Annotated in this window: 20 protein-coding genes; 10 read left to right on the forward strand and 10 right to left on the reverse strand. The window is 68.0% G+C overall.

Annotated elements, in window-relative coordinates; translation table 11 throughout:
* Positions 1–15: 15 nt before the first annotated feature.
* The gene (locus tag ACT3UE_RS05980; protein ID WP_444566392.1) at positions 16–759 is read right to left on the reverse strand and encodes a FadR/GntR family transcriptional regulator; all 744 of its coding nucleotides are present in this window, start codon (positions 757–759) and stop codon (positions 16–18) included.
* 124 nt (positions 760–883) lie between these two features.
* On the opposite strand from ACT3UE_RS05980, the gene ACT3UE_RS05985 reads away from it, so the two are divergent.
* The 4 genes from ACT3UE_RS05985 to ACT3UE_RS06000 are packed head-to-tail and all read left to right on the forward strand — an operon-like array spanning position 884 to position 4,764.
* Positions 884–1,684, forward strand: a complete 801-nt coding sequence (locus ACT3UE_RS05985) for a (Fe-S)-binding protein (protein ID WP_444554118.1) — start codon at positions 884–886, stop codon at positions 1,682–1,684.
* Positions 1,681–3,192 carry a LutB/LldF family L-lactate oxidation iron-sulfur protein gene (locus ACT3UE_RS05990; RefSeq protein WP_444554119.1) on the forward strand — a complete coding sequence of 504 codons (1,512 nt, stop codon included), beginning with the start codon at positions 1,681–1,683 and terminating at the stop codon, positions 3,190–3,192. Before ACT3UE_RS05985 ends, ACT3UE_RS05990 begins: the two co-directional genes overlap by 4 nt.
* A complete protein-coding gene (locus ACT3UE_RS05995; RefSeq protein WP_443382120.1) occupies positions 3,192–3,830 on the forward strand; it encodes a LutC/YkgG family protein in 639 nt (212 codons plus the stop codon). Before ACT3UE_RS05990 ends, ACT3UE_RS05995 begins: the two co-directional genes overlap by 1 nt.
* A gap of 13 nt (positions 3,831–3,843) precedes the next feature.
* The gene (locus tag ACT3UE_RS06000; RefSeq protein ID WP_443382098.1) at positions 3,844–4,764 is read left to right on the forward strand and encodes a macrolide 2'-phosphotransferase; all 921 of its coding nucleotides are present in this window, start codon (positions 3,844–3,846) and stop codon (positions 4,762–4,764) included.
* Between the two features lie 22 nt (positions 4,765–4,786).
* Here ACT3UE_RS06000 and ACT3UE_RS06005 read toward each other — a convergent pair whose 3' ends face one another.
* Together ACT3UE_RS06005 and ACT3UE_RS06010 are read right to left on the reverse strand one after the other, a co-directional pair.
* Positions 4,787–5,683, reverse strand: a complete 897-nt coding sequence (locus ACT3UE_RS06005; RefSeq protein WP_443382096.1) for a hypothetical protein — start codon at positions 5,681–5,683, stop codon at positions 4,787–4,789.
* 99 nt (positions 5,684–5,782) lie between these two features.
* A complete protein-coding gene (locus ACT3UE_RS06010; RefSeq protein WP_443382094.1) occupies positions 5,783–7,426 on the reverse strand; it encodes a sialidase family protein in 1,644 nt (547 codons plus the stop codon).
* A 113-nt stretch (positions 7,427–7,539) separates the two neighbouring features.
* On the opposite strand from ACT3UE_RS06010, the gene ACT3UE_RS06015 reads away from it, so the two are divergent.
* Positions 7,540–7,953, forward strand: coding sequence for a hypothetical protein (locus ACT3UE_RS06015; protein WP_443382092.1), 414 nt, complete (start codon positions 7,540–7,542; stop codon positions 7,951–7,953).
* A gap of 12 nt (positions 7,954–7,965) precedes the next feature.
* On the opposite strand, the gene ACT3UE_RS06020 is transcribed toward ACT3UE_RS06015, so the two are convergent.
* Complete coding sequence (locus ACT3UE_RS06020; RefSeq protein WP_443382090.1) at positions 7,966–8,631, reverse strand: helix-turn-helix transcriptional regulator; 666 nt, start codon at positions 8,629–8,631, stop codon at positions 7,966–7,968.
* 91 nt (positions 8,632–8,722) lie between these two features.
* Between ACT3UE_RS06020 and ACT3UE_RS06025 the strand changes: the two genes are divergently transcribed.
* Positions 8,723–9,148 carry a hypothetical protein gene (locus ACT3UE_RS06025; protein WP_443382088.1) on the forward strand — a complete coding sequence of 142 codons (426 nt, stop codon included), beginning with the start codon at positions 8,723–8,725 and terminating at the stop codon, positions 9,146–9,148.
* Positions 9,149–9,222: 74 nt separating this feature from the next.
* Here the strand turns inward: ACT3UE_RS06025 and ACT3UE_RS06030 are convergent, their stop codons facing one another.
* Positions 9,223–11,043, reverse strand: coding sequence for a gamma-glutamyltransferase family protein (locus ACT3UE_RS06030; protein ID WP_443382086.1), 1,821 nt, complete (start codon positions 11,041–11,043; stop codon positions 9,223–9,225).
* A gap of 63 nt (positions 11,044–11,106) precedes the next feature.
* Here ACT3UE_RS06030 and ACT3UE_RS06035 point away from each other — a divergent pair, with 63 nt between their 5' ends.
* A complete protein-coding gene (locus ACT3UE_RS06035; RefSeq protein ID WP_443382084.1) occupies positions 11,107–12,195 on the forward strand; it encodes an alpha/beta hydrolase in 1,089 nt (362 codons plus the stop codon).
* A 6-nt stretch (positions 12,196–12,201) separates the two neighbouring features.
* Here ACT3UE_RS06035 and ACT3UE_RS06040 read toward each other — a convergent pair whose 3' ends face one another.
* The 3 genes from ACT3UE_RS06040 to ACT3UE_RS06050 are packed head-to-tail and all read right to left on the reverse strand — an operon-like array spanning position 12,202 to position 14,601.
* A complete protein-coding gene (locus ACT3UE_RS06040) occupies positions 12,202–12,642 on the reverse strand; it encodes a hypothetical protein (RefSeq protein WP_443382082.1) in 441 nt (146 codons plus the stop codon).
* Positions 12,643–12,690: 48 nt separating this feature from the next.
* On the reverse strand, positions 12,691–13,770 hold the full coding sequence (locus ACT3UE_RS06045; protein WP_443382080.1) for an NYN domain-containing protein: 1,080 nt from the start codon (positions 13,768–13,770) through the stop codon (positions 12,691–12,693).
* A 48-nt stretch (positions 13,771–13,818) separates the two neighbouring features.
* A complete protein-coding gene (locus ACT3UE_RS06050) occupies positions 13,819–14,601 on the reverse strand; it encodes a CG0192-related protein (RefSeq protein ID WP_443382078.1) in 783 nt (260 codons plus the stop codon).
* 30 nt (positions 14,602–14,631) lie between these two features.
* On the opposite strand from ACT3UE_RS06050, the gene ACT3UE_RS06055 reads away from it, so the two are divergent.
* Complete coding sequence (locus tag ACT3UE_RS06055; RefSeq protein ID WP_443382076.1) at positions 14,632–15,405, forward strand: VOC family protein; 774 nt, start codon at positions 14,632–14,634, stop codon at positions 15,403–15,405.
* 20 nt (positions 15,406–15,425) lie between these two features.
* On the opposite strand, the gene ACT3UE_RS06060 is transcribed toward ACT3UE_RS06055, so the two are convergent.
* Both ACT3UE_RS06060 and ACT3UE_RS06065 read right to left on the reverse strand, forming a co-directional pair.
* On the reverse strand, positions 15,426–15,977 hold the full coding sequence (locus tag ACT3UE_RS06060; RefSeq protein ID WP_443382074.1) for a dihydrofolate reductase family protein: 552 nt from the start codon (positions 15,975–15,977) through the stop codon (positions 15,426–15,428).
* A 109-nt stretch (positions 15,978–16,086) separates the two neighbouring features.
* The gene (locus ACT3UE_RS06065; RefSeq protein ID WP_443382072.1) at positions 16,087–17,355 is read right to left on the reverse strand and encodes a glycerophosphodiester phosphodiesterase family protein; all 1,269 of its coding nucleotides are present in this window, start codon (positions 17,353–17,355) and stop codon (positions 16,087–16,089) included.
* A 208-nt stretch (positions 17,356–17,563) separates the two neighbouring features.
* On the opposite strand from ACT3UE_RS06065, the gene ACT3UE_RS06070 reads away from it, so the two are divergent.
* Entirely contained in the window at positions 17,564–17,770 is a 207-nt protein-coding gene (locus ACT3UE_RS06070) for a hypothetical protein (RefSeq protein ID WP_443382070.1), read from the forward strand.
* A 45-nt stretch (positions 17,771–17,815) separates the two neighbouring features.
* Positions 17,816–18,865: a glucose 1-dehydrogenase gene (locus tag ACT3UE_RS06075; protein WP_443382068.1), complete on the forward strand. Its 1,050-nt coding sequence runs from the start codon at positions 17,816–17,818 to the stop codon at positions 18,863–18,865.
* Position 18,866: the final 1 nt, after the last annotated feature.

Genomic DNA, 18,866 nt, shown 5'->3' on the forward strand with positions numbered 1-18,866 from the left:
TTCCGCACCGCAGGGTCAGTCCCCCTGGGTCTCCGTTGATTCCTGGTGGAACCATTCGATGTGTTCGCGCAGCAACCGGGCGGCCTCGGCCCCGTGGCCGGCGGATACGGCCGCCAGAATGCCATGGTGCTGGGCCCGCAGGACCTCGGCGATGGGTTCCCAGGCGGCGTCGCTGCGCACCGATTCGCGCACGTAGTCGCCGATGGACAGCCGCAGGGACTCCATCATGGCCTCGATCACGGCGTTACCGGCCAGCCCGGAGAGCAGCACGTGGAAGCGGGCATCCATGGCATGGAAGCCGGCACGGTCCAGCTGCGGATCGTCCATGGCGTCCAGCAGCTCCCGTGCCGCGGCCAGGAGGCGATCGGAGCGTTCGGGGTCGGCTTGGAGGTCCGCGGTGTTCGCGGCCCAGGTCTCCAACAGGATGCGGGTCTGGACGATCTCCTCGACACTGAGCCGGGCCGAGGCGACGTGCATCCGCAAGGCGGTGGCGATCCCGGTGGCCGGTTCGGAAATCACCACGGCCCCGGCGCCGGGCCCGGATCCGGTGGCGGTGCGCACCACGCCCATGACGTCCAGGATCCGGATGGCGTCACGGACCGAGGCCCGGGAGATGCCATGTGTTTCGGCCAGCAGCCGTTCGCCGGGCAGTTGGTCCCCGACCTTCAGCTGCCCATGACGCAGCTGGTCCTCGATGGCGTCAAGGACGGTCTGGTAGGCCTTCGGTGCCGGAGCTCCGGCCTGGTTCTCGGTGGTCACCCGTCCATCCTTCCATGGTCCGACCACCCTCGGCGCGGGTGCTGGACGGAGGGGAGCAGTAACCCTATAGTGGTCTGACCACATAGCCCATGGCTCGCTCGACGACGCCACCGGAAGGCCCTGAATGAAAATCGCCCTATTTGCCACCTGCATCGTCGATGGCATGTACCCGAGCACCGCCCGGGCCACCGTCTCGATCCTGGAACGGCTCGGGCACGAAGTCGTGTTCCCGACCGGCCAGGCCTGCTGCGGTCAGATGCACATCAACTCCGGCTACTTCGCCGAGGCCGTGCCGGTCATCGCCAATCACGTCGAGGCCTTCGACACCCCCGACTACGACGTCGCCGTGGCCCCTTCGGCCTCCTGCGTCGCCTCGGTGAAGCACCAGCACCCGATGATCGCCGAACGGGCCGGCGATGCCGGGCTCAAGAGCCGGGCCGAGTCGGTGGGGACGCGCACCTACGAGCTCTCCCAACTGCTCACCGACGTCCTGGGCATCACCGACGCCGCCGCAGAACTGGGCAGCTGGTTCCCGACCTCGGTGACCTACCATCCCTCCTGCCACGGGATGCGGCTGTTGCGCCTGCAGGACCGCCAACTGGATCTGCTGCGCACCGTCGAGGGCATCACGGTGGCCGATCTGCCCGAGGCCGACCAGTGCTGCGGCTTCGGCGGGACGTTCTCGATGAAGAACGCCGAGGTCTCCTCGGCCATGCTCGAGGACAAGGCGGAGAACATCACCTCCACCGGCGCCTCGCTGTGCACCGGGGGCGACGCCTCCTGCCTGCTGCATATCGGCGGTGGGCTCTCCCGCTCCGGCGCCGCGGCGGGCACCCTGCACTTCGCCGAGATCCTCGCCAGCACCCGGGAGAACCCGTATGACGCCGGGACCGGGCACGGCGCGAAGGCGAAGGTGGCCCGATGAGCGCCGTCTTCGTCGGCATGCCGTCCCTGCCCGCCTACGGGATCGGGAACCTGCATGCCACCGAGTCCTTCCCCGACGCAGCCCACCACGAGCTGGCCAACGACCAAATGCGCACCAACCTGCGCCATGCCACCCACTCCATCCGCGATAAGCGGCTGAAGGTCGTCGGGGAGCTGCCCGACTGGGAGGACCTGCGCTCCGCCGGATCGGCGACGAAGGAAGCGGCCATGGCCGACCTTCCGGCCCTGCTGGAACAGTTCGAGGCGAACTTCACCGCCCGCGGCGGGATCATCCACTGGGCCCGGGACGCCGAGGAGGCCAACCGGATCGTCGCCTCCCTCGTCCGTGAGCAGGACACCGAGGAGGTCGTGAAGGTCAAGTCGATGGCCACCGAGGAGATCGGTCTGAACGACCACCTCGCGGCCGAGGGGATCGAGGCCTTCGAAACCGATCTGGCCGAACTGATCGTCCAGCTCGGCCACGACAAGCCCAGCCACATCCTGGTCCCGGCCATCCACAAGAACCGCTCCGAGGTCCGCGAGATCTTCCTGCGCGAAATGCCCGATGTCGACCCGGAGCTGACCGATGACCCGCGCCAGCTGGCCATGGCCGCCCGGGCCCACCTGCGGCGCAAGTTCCTCTCGGCCAAGGTCGCCATCTCCGGGGCCAACTTCGCGCTGGCCGATACCGGCACCCTGGGCGTCGTCGAATCCGAAGGCAATGGCCGGATGTGCCTGACGCTGCCACAAACGCTGATCACCGTGATGGGCATCGAGAAGCTGCTGCCCCAGGCCGACGACCTCGAGGTCTTCATGCAGCTGCTCCCCCGCTCCTCCACCGGGGAACGGATGAACCCGTACACCTCCTTCTGGACCGGGGTCACCGAGGACGACGGACCACAGAACGTGCACCTGGTGATGGTGGACAACGGGCGCACCGCCGCCCTGTCGGATCGGTACGGACGTTCGGCGTTGCACTGCATCCGGTGCTCGGCCTGCATGAACGTCTGCCCGGTCTACGAACGCACCGGCGGCCACGCCTACGGCTCGACCTACCCGGGACCGATCGGGGCGATCCTCTCCCCGCTGATGACCGGCATCAAGGCGGAGGAGAATAATTCCCTGCCCTATGCCTCCAGCCTGTGCGGGGCCTGCTTCGACGCCTGCCCGGTGAAGATCAACATCCCCGAGATCCTGGTGCACCTGCGCGGCGAGGACGTCGACTCCCGGCGCGGAAAACCCCGGATGCCCTCGGAAATGGACCTGATGATGAAGGGCGCCCAATGGGCGTTCTCCTCCGGGACGCACCTGAACCTGTTGGAGAAGGCCCTGCCCTTGGGCCGGTTGGCTGCCGGACGGGATAAGAAGATCAAACGTCTTCCCGGCCGCCTGGCCGGCGGGTGGACCGCCTCCCGTGACATCCCGGCGCCACCGAAGAAGTCCTTCCGCGACTGGTGGGCCTCCGAGCACGACGCCGGGGACACCGGCACCACGAAGGACGGAAAATGATGGGCGCCCGCGAAGAGATCCTCGAACGCATCACCTCGGCCCTGGCCGACGAACCCGCGATCCCCGAGGTCCCGCGCACCTACCGCCGGTCCGCCGATCTATCGGAACAGGACATCGAGGAGATGCTGGTCGAACGTCTCGAGGACTATAAGGCCCACGTCGACGTCGTGACTGCGGCAGGACTCCCGGGGACCATCGCCACCCTGCTGAAGGAGGCCTCCGGGTACGTGGTCCCCCACGGGCTGCCCGAGGCCTGGTTCGACGTTGACGATCTGCGCGTCGATGACCGGCGGATCACCGATGCCCCGGGCCACCGGTTGAGCGTGCCCGAACTCGACGCGCTCTCCTCCGTGGTCACCTCCTCGACGGTCTCCATCGCCGAATCGGCCACGATCGTATTGGACGGCTCTCCCGACCAGGGGCGGCGGGCGATCAGCCTGGTACCGGATCAGCATGTGTGCATCGTCCCGGCGTCGTCCATCGTCCAGATCCTGCCCGAGGCCATGTCGCGGCTGGAGATCACCCGGCCGTTGACCTGGATCTCCGGCCCCAGCGCCACCAGCGATATCGAGCTCGAACGGGTGGAAGGGGTTCACGGGCCCCGGCGTCTGGACGTCGTCATCGTCACCGACCTCTGAGACAATGCCATCCATGAGCACCGACCTGCCGGAAACCCCCGAAGCCGTCCGCGCCCTGGCCGCCCGCCACGATCTGGACCTGGCCGAAGAGGGCATCACGTTCAACGAATCGGGGCTGGACTACCGGGTCGCGTTCGGCCACGAGGACTCCGAGGTGGCCCAGCAGTGGGTGCTACGGATCCCGCGCCGCGACGAGGTCTCCGCCACGCTCGGCGAGGAACGGGCGATCCTTGATTTCGTGCGCCCCCGGCTGTCGGTGGCCGTCCCCGACTGGCGGATCAGCACCGCCGAACTCATCGCCTATCCGTTGTTGCCCGGTTTCCCCGGGCTGACCCTGGACGGCGCCGGTGAGCCGCTGTGGAACTTCGACACCGAATCAGAGGCCTACGCCGATTCCCTGGCCCGGGTCATCGCCGAACTGCACACCCTGGACACGGACCGGGCCCAAACAGCAGGCGTTCCGCATGAGGACCCCGAGCAGGTCAGAGCCCGCTGGCGGGCGGACCTGGAGCGGGTGCGGGCCGAGTTCGAGGTCTCCGACGACCTGGTCGGCGGTTGGGAGGCCTGGCTGGCCGATGACGGATTATGGCCACGGTCCACCGTGTTCACCCACGGGGAGCTCTACCCGGCCCATCTGCTGCTCGATGAGCATGAGCAGATCGTTTCGGTGCTGGACTGGACCACGGCGAAGGTCAGCGATCCGGTGGTCGATTTCGCGTTCCACTGCATGATCTCCAGTGCCGATATCTTCGAGCGGACCGTGGCCCGCTATACCGAGCTCACCGGGCGGGAGGAGCCCCGGCTGGCCGAACGCTGCGCCTCGTTGTTGGCGGCCAGCCCACTAAGTCATGCGCTCTACGCACTGGCCACCGGGCTGGAGGAGCATCGGGCCGCCGCAGCCAGCATGCTCAACCCGCAGGCCCCGGACCACTAACCGCAGGAGAAGGTGCCGGCGCCTATTCGTCTGTGGTGTGGGGCAGCGAAGCCACGACCTCGGCGTATGGGAACGACAGGACGGCGCCGGCGGCGAGGGAGTAGGTCACCCCGCCGGCGGTATCGTCGATGAGGACCGCCAGGACGCCTTGTTCGCCGGAGAGCTGCGGTTTCTTCTGGTCGACGACCGTGCTGAAGATCTCATCAGCCGTGAAGTCGCCGGCGTGGGTGCTGTCCAGGACGCCACCGGGGGGAACGGCCATCGCCGGGAACTCGGCCTCATAGGTGCCGGTGACGTAGCTTTTGCCGCCCGCATGGTTGACCATCATCGCCTCGGAGAAGTCGATGGTCAGCTTGCTGTCCCCCGATCCCGCGGTCATGCGGTTGGCTGCGGACACCGTGGTATCCCCGGGGGCCCTGCCGACCGATTCGGGGGTCACGACCATGCTGACGTCGGTGGATTTTCCGTCGGCATCGATCGCCTGCCCGGTCAGCGTGAAGGGTGCCCCGTCATACCCTTCGGAGGCCTTGACCACGACCGCCTCTTCCGGGGCGAACTTCGGTTCTTCGCCGTCCCGGCAAGGCTCTGCTTCCTCGCAAAGCCGCGGCAGCTCGGCCACGCCGGGGGTGGCGATCTCCAGTCCCTTCGGCACCTCCTGCCCGGCGTCGAACTCCAGTCGTTCATGATCCTCCACGGCCGCCCCGCCGGCGAGTTCCGCCGGGTTGAACAGGACCGGGACGCCGGCATACATGGCCCCGAGGTCGGCGTCGTATTCCAGCCCCTGCTGGGCCGCCGCTGCCGTGGAGGTGGCAGCCGACGATCCGGTCGATGAGGTGCAGCCGCTCAGCCCGGCAGCGGCGAGGAGCGTCACCGCGGCGCAGACCGCGATCCTTGGCCCCACTGCGTTTTGACCGATCATGGTGCCTCTCCCCACGGTGCCAGTGGTCCGGCCCGGCGACCTCGCGACGGGCGTTTCCGGCCACGCTACAGCACTCGAAGAGACGTCCACTCGGCTGGTCTATATTGTCGTCCGACCGTTACTGCCCACCGGTTCCCCGGTTCCGGTCTTCGTGTCCAGGGTGAAGGTCTGCTCGAAGTACTCCCCTCCGGCGGCGACCGCACAGTGCACGACGACGGCTCCGGCTGCCAGATCTGCTGCGCTCACCGTCTGGGTCGGGGTGAAATACAGTGTCTCGGCGCCCGGCTCGAGTTCAACCGGCGGGAAGTCGCCGGCCACCTCCCCATCGAAGGTCCCGGAGAGTTCGGCCGTCACCGTTTCATCCCGAAGGTTCCTGAACCGCCCGGTGAAGGCGAGGAGGTCCCCGACCTTCACCCCGGAGGCCGGGGGCCCGTAGTTGGCGATCTGGGCCTCGCGGGTGCCCAGGATCTGCCCCTCCTCCGCGTAGCCGTGCCCGATTTCCTTCCAGGTGTGCACACCCCACTGCCCCGCTTCCGCCGGGATCGAATGCGTGGCCCCGACCGTGACCCATTCGGTGGGCCGCCCGGGGGTGATGGAGCGCAGCACCCAGGTCAGCGCTCCGCCGTCGTCCTCGGTGAAGGTCGCCGCCGCGGCGGCGAGTGCCTCATCACCCAACTGGTCGGCGTCGATGCGGGTGAACACCAGCTCGGTGTACCCGCAGCGTTCGTAGAAGACCCCGAGTGAGCCGTCGGCCAGCACGGCGGCCGTGGAATAGGCCGAGCTTCCTAAGCAGAGGGTGCGCACCGGCACCCAGCTGGCCCCGGCGTCGTAGGAGGCACTGAGCACGGTCTGACGCCGCAGTGCGGTGTCCCGGTTATTGGTCGCCAGCAGGACGGACCCTCCGTCTGCGGTGGTGCGCAGGCGCAGGATGGATCCGTTGTCCCCCGGATCGGGGAGGGTGGGGATCGGTTCCAGGGCCGTGTAGCTGTGGCCGCCGTCGTGCGAGAGGGCTCCCCGGCGGGCCCCGGGCGCCCGTGAGTTCAGCAGCACGGTGCCGTCGGGCAGGCAGAGGGTCTTGTTTTCATTCGCTTCCCCCGGGGCGGGCTCACCCAGGGTCCAGGTGTCTCCGTGGTCGTCGGAGTAGGCGCTGGCGGCGCGGATGAAGCCGTTGAACAGCAGGACCATCTGTTGGATGAGTCGGCCGGCATAGGGGCCGGCGTCGAGTTGGATCCCGTTCCCGGCGGCGGCGAAGATCCCGGTCACGCCCTCGCGCTTGAGTTCCCCGGTCAGCCGCCGGTGGGACCAGGTGGCCCCGTCGTCGTCCGAGATGGACAGATCCACGTGCTGGACGTCGTCGTCCGGTTCGAGTCCTTCGACGGCTTCGAAGAACCCGGCATGGGTGCCGGCGGCATGGAAGCAGAAGATGCGTCCGGTCTGCCGGTCCACGAGCAGGCTGGGATCACCGTATCCGGTCAGGCCTTCCCCGGTGCGGATCAGCTGTTGTGGTCCCCACGTCGTACCGTGGTCGAAGCTGCGGCGCACGAGCAGGTCGATGGTGTTGGGTAGGTCATCGAGATTGGGTCGGCCGTCATAGGCGGCCAGTACCGTTCCCGAGGTACTCACGGCGAGCGCGGGGATCCGGTACTGCCGGTAGCCGCCGTGGCCCCGGGCCGCCAGGACGTGTTCGGTGGGCTCGTGCGTGGGCGTGGTGGACGGGTCGGCGCGGGGATCAGGAGGAAGCACATCCCAGCTCTACACGGTGTGCCGGGCAACGGCCAATGATGACCTCCCCTGGGATACGGTGGGCAAAACAAAAACCATCGGGGGGACGCGTGCCAGTCAGGATCAGAACCATCATGCCGCTCATTGCGGTCGGCGCCCTGCTGACCGGCTGCGGCGCGGGGGCCACGGCACCTGGAAGTTCGGCGCCCCCGGAATCCGCCGCCGCATCCTCCCCATCCGTGGTTTCGGAGGACTGTTCGGCGTTGCAGGACCGATTCGCCGCCGGCGATCTCCCGCAGGAATTCTACGACGGCGTGGATCAGGGCGTGCGGGTCGTGGAGACCACCAGCGGGACGATCCTCCAGGACGGCCCGCTCACCTCGGAGGCCGCCCAGGATCCCGATGCCTCCCCGTCCGCCGCCGAATACCCGGACCGGGTGGAGCCGGACCCCGACTGGCCGAAGGATTCCGTGGTCTTCATCGATCCCGCCAGCGGCGACGTCGTGAAGGCCATCGATGTCCCCGATGAACTGACGTGCGCCCCGTAGACCTGCCGGGCGCTACTCCGCAGCCAATCTGACGCAGCATCCGCAGGGCGCGCTGGGTTCCACCCGTTCGGTGCGCCGATCCGATTCCAGCGTCTCCAAGGCCCCGCAGATCAGCTCCTGGTTGATTCCGCACACCGTGTCGGTATGCCGGTTGGCCAGGGAGTGAAACGGACAGTTGGTCAGATCCGTGGTCCCGTCTTGACGATCCTCTGGCCGGTAGCCGTTCGCGGCGAGAAAAGCCTGCACATCCGCTTGGCCGGCCGCCAGGCGGCGCCCCGCCGCGCGCGCGGCTTCGGGCAGGTGCTCGTCCAACGACCGGCCGTCGGCACGGGAGGCGTCGATCGCCTCGGCCATGATGTCGGCGGCGACGGTATATTCGCGCTGCGGGACACTGGCGGACACCTCAGTCCGGGTCGCCCGGTAGACCTTGGAGGGCCTGCCGGAACCGGGGCCCGTGGCCCCATTCAACCGACGGAATTCCACCGTGAGCAGCCCCTGTTCGGCGAGCCGATCCAATTGGAAGGCCGCAGCATGGCGGGCCAAGCCCAGTTCCCGGGCGACCTCGTCGCGCCCCACTGATTCCCGGCTGCGCGACACCAACTCGTAAATCGAAGCGCGTAGGGGGTCCGCGACGGTGGCGATGTCCTGCAGGGAACGATGGCGCGATACGGGTCTCATGACGTCAGTCTACTTCTAAAACGAATATGTATTGATTTAGAGTACCGACGGTTCTAATGTGAGTTATCTCTACTTTAGAAAGGTTCCCGTCATGACCACCCATCTCGCCCCGGAGGGCACCCGGCAACACAGCCGTGCCACGCATCAGGCCTTCCTCCTGCTGCGGACCATCTTCACCATCGCGCCGATCATCTTCGGTATCGACAAGTTCACCAACGTGCTCACCGATTGGACGCATTACCTGGCCCCCATCGCCACCGACATCGTCCCGGTCAGCCCGGAGGTCTTCATGTACGGGGTCGGCATCGTGGAGATCGCCGCAGGCATTCTGGTCGCACTGCGGCCACGCATCGGTTCGCTGGTCATCGTCGCCTGGCTGGCCGGCATCATCGTGAACCTCCTGCTGCTCCCCGGGTTCTTCGATGTGGGGCTGCGGGACTTCGGCCTTCTGGTGGCCGCCTTGGCGCTAAACCGCCTGGCCAGTAGCGAGGCCGTGGCCCATCCGAGGAAGGCATAACGCCGAAACCAGCGCGGGACCCGGCTCCACGGCGGGAACCGCGCTGGACGCGGTCCGGCACCCACACCTGCCCATCAGCGTCCTGCGGCGTAGCCCTGGGCCCCACGGGGATTCGCTGCCGCCGCGAGTTGACCTGTCGCTGGATCCCGGACGACGACGGACAGCCGTCCCAGCGCCCAGTCACCGGCCCGGGTCACCACATGGCCACGGGCTTCAAGCCCGGCGATCACCGCTTCGCCCAGCCGGTCCTCCACCACGGCCCCACCCGGAGCCCAGGTCCGCGGCCAAAAAGAACCGGGAATTGAGGTGGTGTGCAGCGCCGGGGCGTCGATCGCCTGCTGCGGGGTGTACCCACCGACGATGGTGCGCAATAGGTAGAGCAGCTGCCACTGATCCTGCTGGTCCCCTCCCGGCGAGCCCACTGCCGCCACCGGCTGACCGCCCTTGAAGACCAGGGTGGGGGTCAACGTGGTGCGCGGGCGTTTCCCGGGAGACAGGGTGGACGGAGAGCCTGCCTGTAGCCAGGTCATTTGCAGCCGGGTGCCCAGGCAGAATCCCAGCGCGGGGACGTTCGGCGAGGATTGCAGCCAGCCACCCGAGGGGGTAGCCGACACCATGTTCCCCCACCGGTCCACCACATCCAGATGACAGGTGTCCCCTCGGGTTTCCCCGCTGGGGCGGACCGTCGGTTCCCCGACGCCGGCGAAACCGGTCTTGGCGCCGTCGGCCCGGGCCGGGGACGGTTCCTCGGTGCGTAGGTCGGGCCGAAACGGCGTGTGCCCGGGGACGGTTCCCGGTCGGAAGTCATGGCTGGCCCGTTCGGTGATCAAGCCGCGGCGTTCGGCAGCATAGTCGGCACCCAGCAGGTACTCCAGCGGGACATCGGTGTCCCCGAAATAGGCTTCCCGGTCGGCCATCGCCAGCTTCAGGGCCTCCAGGATGGTGTGGGCGCCGAGTTCGGTGGACGGGTCCAGGTAGTCGTCGTCGTACCCCTCGAGGATGGCCAGGGCCAACAGCAGTGCCGGGCCCTGCCCCCAGGGTCCGGTCTTGGCGATGGTGTGTCCGCGAAAGACGACGGTGGCCGCCGGTTCGTAGCCGGCCCGGAACCCGTCGACGTCGGCGGCCGTCATCACCGCGGCATGGTCGGTCCCGGAGGAATGCCGGTGGGGTGTCGCGAGGAAGGCCTCCGCCTCGGTGCCGACGGTATGCGCCCAGAGCCCACGGGCGGCATCGATTCCAGCGGCCCGGCCGCCGTCCGCTGCGGTAGTTGTCGCCGTCCGTGCCAGGGATCCGAGCAGCTGCGCATACGTCGGGTTGTAGAGCATCGACCCTTCGGCCGGCGGCTCCCCCTCCGGGAGCCACTGCCGGGCCGAGCTGGGCCAATGGTCGGTGAACAGGTCGGCGACCGTGGCGATGGTGTCGCACACGCGCGGCAGGATCCGGTGCCCGTCCCGGGCCTGGTCGATGGCATAGGCCAGCACGTCGGCCAGGTTCCAGCTGCCGTGGTCACGCAGCAGCAGCAACCAGGCGTCCACCGCCCCGGGGACCGCCGCCGCCAGGGCCCCGGCCCCGGGCACCAGATCCAGGCCTTCGGCACGGTAATGCTCCACGGTGGCCGCCGCCGGTGCCGGCCCCTGGCCCATCAGCACGACGGGCTCGCCCGGGCGTTCAGCAGTGGCGAAGAGCGCGGTCATATCGCCGCCGGGGCCGTTCAAATGCGGTTCGACGACGTGGAGCACGAAGCCGGCGGCCACGGCGGCATCGAAGGCGTTGCCCCCGCGTTCGAGGACCGATTGGGCGCAGGCGGTGGCCAGCCAGTGGGTGGAGGCGCTCATGCCGAAGCTGCCGTACAGGGTCGGGCGGGTGGTGAAGGATTCCGGTGCGGTGTAGGTCACACCCCTACTGTAGGTTCCCGCAGCTGGAGGGAGGCCCCCGGTCAGTCGTTGTAGGCTGCGGACATGACGACGTGGGTTCCCGATGTGTTGGGGCCGGGGTTCGAGCAGCTCACCTTGGAGCTGCCCTCGGGCGAGGTGGCCACCCTGGTGAGGTATGGCGGGGGCATCCAGGACTGGAACGTCCCGGAACTGTCCGGGGTCGACGTCCTGTACATCCACGGGTGGTCCGACTACTTCTTCCAACGTGAGCTCGCGGAGTTCTGGCATCGGGCCGGGGCCCGCTTCTTCGCCATCGATCTGCGCCACTACGGGCGCAGCCTCCGCCAGGGGTCCACCCCGGGGTACATCACCAGCCTCGACGAGTACGACGAGGAGATCACCGCGGCGCTGGAGGCCATGGGTCGCGATTCGGCGTCCACGACCCCGTTGTTGTTGATGGGTCATTCCACCGGTGGCCTGACGGCCACGCTGTGGGCCGCCCGCCATCCGCAGCAGGTCGACGCCCTGGTCCTGAATTCCCCGTGGCTGGAGTTCCAGGGACGGGATATCGGCCGGGCCATGATGGCCCCGTTGATGCACGCCGGGTCGTGGCTGCGCCCGGCGGCCTCTTTGCCGACCATCGATCCGGGGATCTACACCCGGGCCGTCTCCAGCCAGTTCGACGGCGAATGGGACTACAACCTTCAATGGCGGCCCGAACGCGGGTTCCCGCTGACCCGGGCCTTCCTCAATGCCGTCTTTGAGGGCCAGGCCACCGTGGCCGACGGCCTGGACCTGGAGATCCCGGTCCTGGTCCTGCTTTCATCCAGGAGCTACCTGCAGCCGCGCTGGTCCGTCGAGGCCACCACCGCCGACGTCGCCCTGAACGTCGACGTCGTGGCCGAACGCGCGTCGTCCCTGGGCAGCGATGTCACCATCCGACGCATCCAGGACGCCTTCCACGACATCTTCCTCTCCCCCGCGCCCGTCCGTGCGCCGGCCTATGGGCTCATGGGCGGTTGGGCGCAGGAGGCACTGGACAGCACCAATGAATTGTGGGCCGCCCGCATCCAAGGGGCCGAGGAGCCCCGGGTCCCTCATCGTTCCGCGTGGAAGGATTTTGTCGCCGGCCTTCGCGAGCTGGTCCGCGATGCCGGCACCGGGCGGCGCTGAGACGTCTCAATCGTGCTGCTGCGGGTTCCCTTCGGGCACCGCGACTTCGGGCCGGAACCGGCCCGTGGAAAAGGCCATTCCCACGGCTCCGATGGCCAGGGGGATGAAGGGTGTGGCCAGGCTACTTTCCTGCACACCGGGCGACCACGCCCACACGACGACGGCCACCACGACGCCGGCCAGCGCGAAGTGCACGACACGGGGCAGGGGCCTCGGGGCCAGGGCGAACGCCGTGTAGGTGGAGGTCAGCAGGATCCACGCCAGGATCAGCCAGTTCTTGGCCGCTTCCTCGGGGGCGCCGGCCATGGACCAGACGATTCCCCCGGAGATGGCCATCATCACCGCCGCATACATGCTTGCCGGCCGGTTGCTGCTGATCCAGGAGGCCCCGGTCCGTGGTCCCTGTTCCGTCACGTCCGACGTCGAGGTGGCTGGGTGTTCACTCATGCCGTCGACCCTACTGCCGAGGAAGTAGAAGGTTAACCTTCGAGCGGGTCAGGTCAGCTCATCGAGACGGTCCCAGAAGGAAGCGCGCAAGGTCCGGCGGACCACCTGGATATCGGTCTTCCATTCACCGATCTGCTGGGCGCAATCCTTCAGCAGCACCCGATCGATCTCCGGTGGCAACAGCGGACGGTCGGCCTGCAGCTCGGTGAGTTCGCGCTGGGTGGTGTTGACGTACCAGTTGTCCGCGACGCTGGCCCCGACTTCACCGACGGCCCGCAAAAGGGCGCTATCGCTGGCCTCGGGGGCCCCGGCCGTGGCCGCGGCGTTCTCTCGCGTGGAGGAGTGGACCAGCTGCGGTCCTGCCGATGGCACGTGGGGCAGCGGCCCGGTGTTCGGCGGGATGCGCACCGGGGACGGACCGGGCACAGGTCGCTGCGGGCGCACCGCAGGGGCCCCGGGCTTCACCGCCTGGACCGGGTCGGTTTCCAGCACGGGCCCGGATGCTTCACCCGGGGTGTCTTCCGGCATCGGATCGGCGGTGGCATGGACCCCGGGACCGGGCATGGACCCCTTGGTCACCGACCGGGTGAACATCGCCTCGAGCAACTCGGCGGGCAGCTCCGTGATGCCATCCACGCACAGGGCCAGGTGCTCGGCCACCGAGGCCAGCCCGATCCGGGTCTCGGGTTTGCGCAGTCCAATGAGCTTGACCTGCACGCCCATGTCCTGGGCCTCCTCCACGGCCTCGGCCAGGTCGTCGTCCCCGGAGACGAGGTAGACCACCGAAACGGCTCCGCTGCGGGCCAGCCCCACCAGGTCCAGGGCCAGCCGCAGGTCCACGCCCTTCTGCTCACCGCTGTAGGAGATCCGGCCCAGCCGCACCTTCACGCCGTCGACCATGCCGATGCGCTTATGCTGATCGGTGAACAGCCCGTCCCGGGAGGCGTCATACCAATACGTGCGCAGCATCGGCAGGGCACTGTCTTCCCGGGCAATGCCGGCAATGCCCTCCACGAGTCGTTCGTAGTCCACCCGGAAGGCCGAACGCAGCGAAGTGCCCGCCGTATGCTGCCCGCCGACGGCCAACAGGAACCCGGCATCCACGAAGATCGCACTTTGAGTCGTCATGGGCCATATCCTACGGGCAGCGGCCCCGGGCCCTCCCGGCCTACCCGTTCAGGTCAGGGCGGCCAGCAGCAGTGAATCCCCCAGGCCGTCCCAGCGGCCGGTGAGCTGTCCGTCACGTCCGTCGTGTCCGTCATGCCCGGACGCCGCGTGCGGGGTGCGGTAGACGGCGAGCGCCGGACCGTCGGTGGTGATCGTCGTGACGTGCCCGGCCCCCGGTTCCTCGCTCGTGGACGGGGCAGCCCTCGTGATGTCCGGCGCCGGCGCCGCGTGATCGCCGAACCCGTGGACGACGACGGTGCTGGGCTGGAGCACCAAGGTTCCGTCGATGTCACGGAACTGGTCGGCCCCCGCCTGGCCCCGGACGATGGTCCGGGCCAGTGCCGCGGCGTAGACGGGATCACCGGTGGCGTCGTAGATCCAGCGATGCCCGAGCACCGAATGTTCCATTTCCCCGGCCAGATGTTCTTCGGCCCCGGACAGTTCGGCCCCCCGGTAGGTCAACGGCACCTGCAGGACGGTGCCGTCGGAGCGGCGGACCAGATGGGTTTCGATGCCGATCCTTTCGTCCGGGTCATCGAACCGGTAGGCGCCGATCATTTCGACGGAGTCGCCGTCGTCGACTCCCGACCAGGGTTGGCGGGCCAGCCAGGCGGTGACGATTTCTTGTTTTCCGGGGGTGAGCTCAGCACGATAGACGATGGCCATGGCTTCACCGTAGGCCAGATCAGGGACCGGGGCGACCGATCGGCCCCCGCAGCCGGGATGGTTCGGGAATCCCGCACGTCCTGCCCCATGGGCGCAGCCGATGCCGCGGGCATAGACTCTCCGCACGGTTCCATCCGCGCCACCCAGGAGGTCGTCATGCCCATGCCCGTCCCCAGCCCCGGTGCCCCCTGCTGGATCGATTTGATGTCCTCCCAACCCGAACGGGCCCGCGGCTTCTATGCAGCCGTGTTCGGCTGGACCTTCGACACCGCCGACCCGGCGCAGTCTGGCCGGTACTTCACCGCTTTCAAGGACGGCCTCCCCGTCGCCGGGATCGTGGGCAACGACGGCGAAGCCGGTCTCCCCGACACCTGGAGCACGTACCTGCGCGTGGAGGACATCGAGGCCACGCTCGCCGTTGCCGTCAGCCAGGGCGGAAAGATCATGGCCCAGACCACCGAGATCGTTCCCCGTGGCCGGGTGGCCCGGGCGCTGGATCCCTCCGGGGCTTCGGTGGGCCTCTGGGAAATCGCCGAGCACCGCGGATTCCGCCTCCATGGCGAACCGGGCGCCCCCTACTGGCATGAACTCCACGCCCGCAACTACGTGAAGACCGTGCAGTTCTACCAGCAGGTCTTCAGCTGGCAGACCACCGTCGTCTCCTACACCGACGACTTCCGCTACACGACGCTGGGCCAGGGGCCGGAGGCCAGCGCCGGAATCATCGATGCGGCCCCCTATCTGCGCACGGGCCACCCCTCCGCCTGGCAGGTCTACTTCCAGGTCGTGGACACCGAGGCAACGATCACCCGCGCGCTGGGCCTGGGAGCCAGCGTGATCGAACCGCCCGTCGACACGACGTTCGGCCGGGTCGCCGCCTTATCGGATCCGACCGGTGCACTGTTCAAGATCGCCCAGCCGTCGCCGTGAAGCCGGTCTCTGCGGGGTCCTCACTCGCTGTGGCGGCCGTAGCTGAGGACCATGTTGCCCTTGCTGGTCCGGCGGGAATCCTGCAGCACCAGTCGGGTGACCGGGTCGCTGGCTTCGAACAGATGCTTCCCCGCCCCGGCGATGACCGGGTGGACCATCAACTGCAAGGAGTCCAGCAAGCCGGCGAAGAGGAGCTGGCGGACGACCGAGATGCTGCCGCATACGGAAACGTCCCCGCCGTCGGATTGGCGCAGGTCGCGGACGAAGTCCTCCAACGGGTCCTGGATCAGCGTCGAGTTCTGCCATTCGAGCTCACCGCCCAGCGTCCGGGAGGCCACGAACTTCTCCACGGGGTTGATGAAGGCCGCAAACGGGTCGTCCTGCCCGGCCTTCGGCCAATGTCCCGCCCATTCCTGGTAGCTGTGCCGCCCGAGCAGGACGGTGTCCGTCTGCTCCATCATGGAGTTCATCCCCGCACCGAGTTCCTCGTCGAAACGGTCGAACTGCCACAGATGGGGCGATTCGACGACGCCGTCAACCGATTGGAACAGTCCTACCTTGACCTCGCGCATGCTGCCTCCGTCATCTCTTTCGGTCCTCCGCCGTCCCTGGCTCGATCATCTGCCGCCCATCGGCGGGCGTCAAGGGAGAGGCCCGGATGCCCGAGCCTCCTCGGACCGTTCAGTTGGCGAAGACGTCCTGCAGTCGCCCCCACTTGTCCCATAGGGCCACCGAGTCCCCGCCCTTATTCAGGATCGATGCCGAGCCGCCGTTGAAGTAGGCCGTGGCGGTGTTGGTTCCGGGGCCGGTATGGACCCGCAGTTCCCCGCCCGGAGGGATCCGGTAGCCGGCGCCGACCCGCAGGGTGTTGTTCGCGGCGTCGCGGAGCAGCACCCCGGAGGCGTCGATCGCATGGTCGGAGGCGTTGCGGATCACGACATGCTCCCCCGCGTCGAATGCCACGTCGTCCCCGGGCGGATCATTCACCGCCTCGGAGATCTGCAGGCCACGAGCCCGCGGGAACGGGGGCCTCCCGGCCTGGAGTCGCACGCTTTGTTGCGGGAAGTCCCCGGTCACCATGTCCACTCCCAGGTCGACGGCGATGGTGATGGCTTCGGGTGAGTTCGCCGTATAGACCCCCAGACCCAGGCCTGCCGCGTGGACCCGGTCGACCGCGCCGGGGGTCAGGGTGCGGTAGTTGGTGCCCACCGAGTCGGCGAAGCCGGACCAATCGGCCAGGGTTTGTTCATTCGGCACGGTGCCGACCAGTTGTTGCAAGTCAATTCGTGGTGCCAAGGCAGCAAACCGGCGGTTGGAGGAGGCGTCGAAACCCAGCACGTGGACCTTCCCGGCGTCCACCAGCCGTTTCCATGCCGGATGCCCGGACAGCTTTCGTGCCACGAGCGCTTCGATGCCCGGGGAGTTCTTCGGCGACTTGATCTCCAGGTACACCCCGGTCCGGCGGTTCGCGATACGGGCCAGGTCATCCAGATGCGGGATCCGCGCCCCGGTGAACCGTCGGCCGAAGGAGGAGCCGACCTCCAGAGCCCGCAGTTCCTTCCAGGTGAATGAGGTGATCGGATCCTTCTCCCGACCGGGATAGACCTCCTCGACATTGGTCGTGCGTGCCGGAGTGTTGTCATGGAAGAGGAAGGGCACCCCGTCGGCGCTGAGCTGCACATCGGTTTCGATGAAGTCGACGCCGGCAGCCCGGCCCGCCCTGAAGGCGGCCACCGTGTTTTCCGGTGCCACCCCGGCGGCTCCACGGTGCCCGATCAATAGCGGACCCGCCGACGAAGGTCGCAGTTTCGTGGCCTCCGGTGCCACGGCATGCGCCGGGGCGGCGGCGGCAGGGACCATCGCGGCCGGGATCACCAGAACCGCGACGAGGAGGATGAGGACTGTCAGCGGTCGGCGGGGTCTCGGAGAGGGCGTGAGGCAAAATGCCATGGGTTTCGGTTCCTTCGGCGTTCGGGGTGCGGGTGCTCCACGTCCATGTTGGCCACCCCGGACAACGGCCGGATCAACGGCCGGTGAACTCGTCATGAAGGCCCCCACGGCAACGGCCAAACGGTTCCGTTCATCCTCTGGATTCGGGGGATATTCGGCGTATCCTGAAGGAACCAGCAGCTTCTGCCGGGTTGACGAGGAGGTCATCATGAGCCTGTTCAGAAGGCACCGGATCCACGAGAAGGTCATTGCGCCCGCTGCACATGCCGCAAAGGCGACGGCGGAACAGACACCGGTTTCCCCGATCTACAAATATCGGGTCGACGAGGAACTGGCCACCCGGATCGCCCTGAAGGCGTATGGCGCGGGGGGCGACGGCAAACCGAACATCCCGCGGATGCCGCTCAGCGGATAGCCGACCTCGACCCCATCGACCCGCGCCACCTACCAAGGAGTGTTCATGAAGGCCCTCACCGTCACGCCGGGAAGCAAGGATTCGCTGACCCTGCAGGAGGTGGGGCCTCCCGACCCATCCGAAGGCAGCATCCTGGTCGATGCGCTGGCCATCGGGCTATGCGGGACCGACCGGGAGATCATCAACGCCGAGTACGGCACCGCCCCCGAGGGCAAGGACGTGCTGGTCATCGGCCATGAGAACCTCGGCCGGGTCCGTGAGGCCCCCGCGGGTTCCGGCTTCTCCGCCGGTGACCTGGTCGTCGGCATCGTCCGTCGCCCCGATCCCGTCCCGTGCGCTGCCTGCGCCGCGGGTGAATGGGATATGTGCTTGAACGGGAAGTACACCGAACACGGCATCGCCTCCTTGGACGGCTTCGGCCGCGAACAGTGGCGCGAGGAGCCGGGACATCTGGTCACGCTCGATGCCGCCCTGGCCGAGGTCGGGGTCCTGCTGGAACCCACGACGATCGTGGCCAAGGCTTGGGAACAGATCGAACGCATCGGATCCCGTGCCTTCTTCGACCCGAGGGTCGTCGCCGTCACCGGCGCGGGACCGGTCGGCTTGCTGGCGGCGTTGCTGGGGGTGCAGCGCGGATACGAGGTCCACGTCTACGACATCGTCACCGACGGGCCGAAACCCCGTCTGGTGGCCGATCTGGGGGCGCACTTCCATACCGACTCACTGCCGGAATCGGGGCTGGAACCCGATATCGTCATCGAATGCACCGGGGTGGCCCCGGTGATCGTGGACGCCATCGCCAACAACGGCAAGAACGCGGTCGTCTGCCTGACGGGGGTTTCGAGTGTCGGCGGGAAGACCCCGCTCGATGTCGGGCAGATGAACCGTACCGCGGTGCTGGAGAACGACGTCGTCTTCGGTTCCGTCAACGCCAACCGACGCCATTACGAGCAGGGCGCCGATGCCCTGGCGAAGGCGGACTCCGAGTGGTTGGCCCGGTTGATCAGCCGCCGCCACCCGATGGCGGACTACGCTGGGGCCTTAGAGCATCGTGACGGTGACGTGAAGGTCGTCATCGACATCGCCAAGCCCTAGC

Origin of the sequence: Arthrobacter sp. 179, from assembly GCF_052379645.1 — a bacterium.
GTDB lineage: Bacteria > Actinomycetota > Actinomycetes > Actinomycetales > Micrococcaceae > Arthrobacter_H.

Bases quoted from the DNA above. Each gene is read 5' to 3' on its own strand.
- ACT3UE_RS05985 (WP_444554118.1), top strand. From the start codon at position 884: ATGAAAATCGCCCTATTTGCCACCTGCATCGTCGATGGCATGTACCCG.
- ACT3UE_RS05990 (WP_444554119.1), top strand. From the start codon at position 1,681: ATGAGCGCCGTCTTCGTCGGCATGCCGTCCCTGCCCGCCTACGGGATC.
- ACT3UE_RS05995 (WP_443382120.1), top strand. From the start codon at position 3,192: ATGGGCGCCCGCGAAGAGATCCTCGAACGCATCACCTCGGCCCTGGCC.
- ACT3UE_RS06000 (WP_443382098.1), top strand. From the start codon at position 3,844: ATGAGCACCGACCTGCCGGAAACCCCCGAAGCCGTCCGCGCCCTGGCC.
- ACT3UE_RS06005 (WP_443382096.1), bottom strand. From the start codon at position 5,683: ATGATCGGTCAAAACGCAGTGGGGCCAAGGATCGCGGTCTGCGCCGCG.
- ACT3UE_RS06015 (WP_443382092.1), top strand. From the start codon at position 7,540: ATGCCGCTCATTGCGGTCGGCGCCCTGCTGACCGGCTGCGGCGCGGGG.
- ACT3UE_RS06020 (WP_443382090.1), bottom strand. From the start codon at position 8,631: ATGAGACCCGTATCGCGCCATCGTTCCCTGCAGGACATCGCCACCGTC.
- ACT3UE_RS06025 (WP_443382088.1), top strand. From the start codon at position 8,723: ATGACCACCCATCTCGCCCCGGAGGGCACCCGGCAACACAGCCGTGCC.
- ACT3UE_RS06035 (WP_443382084.1), top strand. From the start codon at position 11,107: ATGACGACGTGGGTTCCCGATGTGTTGGGGCCGGGGTTCGAGCAGCTC.
- ACT3UE_RS06040 (WP_443382082.1), bottom strand. From the start codon at position 12,642: ATGAGTGAACACCCAGCCACCTCGACGTCGGACGTGACGGAACAGGGA.
- ACT3UE_RS06045 (WP_443382080.1), bottom strand. From the start codon at position 13,770: ATGACGACTCAAAGTGCGATCTTCGTGGATGCCGGGTTCCTGTTGGCC.
- ACT3UE_RS06055 (WP_443382076.1), top strand. From the start codon at position 14,632: ATGCCCATGCCCGTCCCCAGCCCCGGTGCCCCCTGCTGGATCGATTTG.
- ACT3UE_RS06060 (WP_443382074.1), bottom strand. From the start codon at position 15,977: ATGCGCGAGGTCAAGGTAGGACTGTTCCAATCGGTTGACGGCGTCGTC.
- ACT3UE_RS06065 (WP_443382072.1), bottom strand. From the start codon at position 17,355: ATGGCATTTTGCCTCACGCCCTCTCCGAGACCCCGCCGACCGCTGACA.
- ACT3UE_RS06070 (WP_443382070.1), top strand. From the start codon at position 17,564: ATGAGCCTGTTCAGAAGGCACCGGATCCACGAGAAGGTCATTGCGCCC.
- ACT3UE_RS06075 (WP_443382068.1), top strand. From the start codon at position 17,816: ATGAAGGCCCTCACCGTCACGCCGGGAAGCAAGGATTCGCTGACCCTG.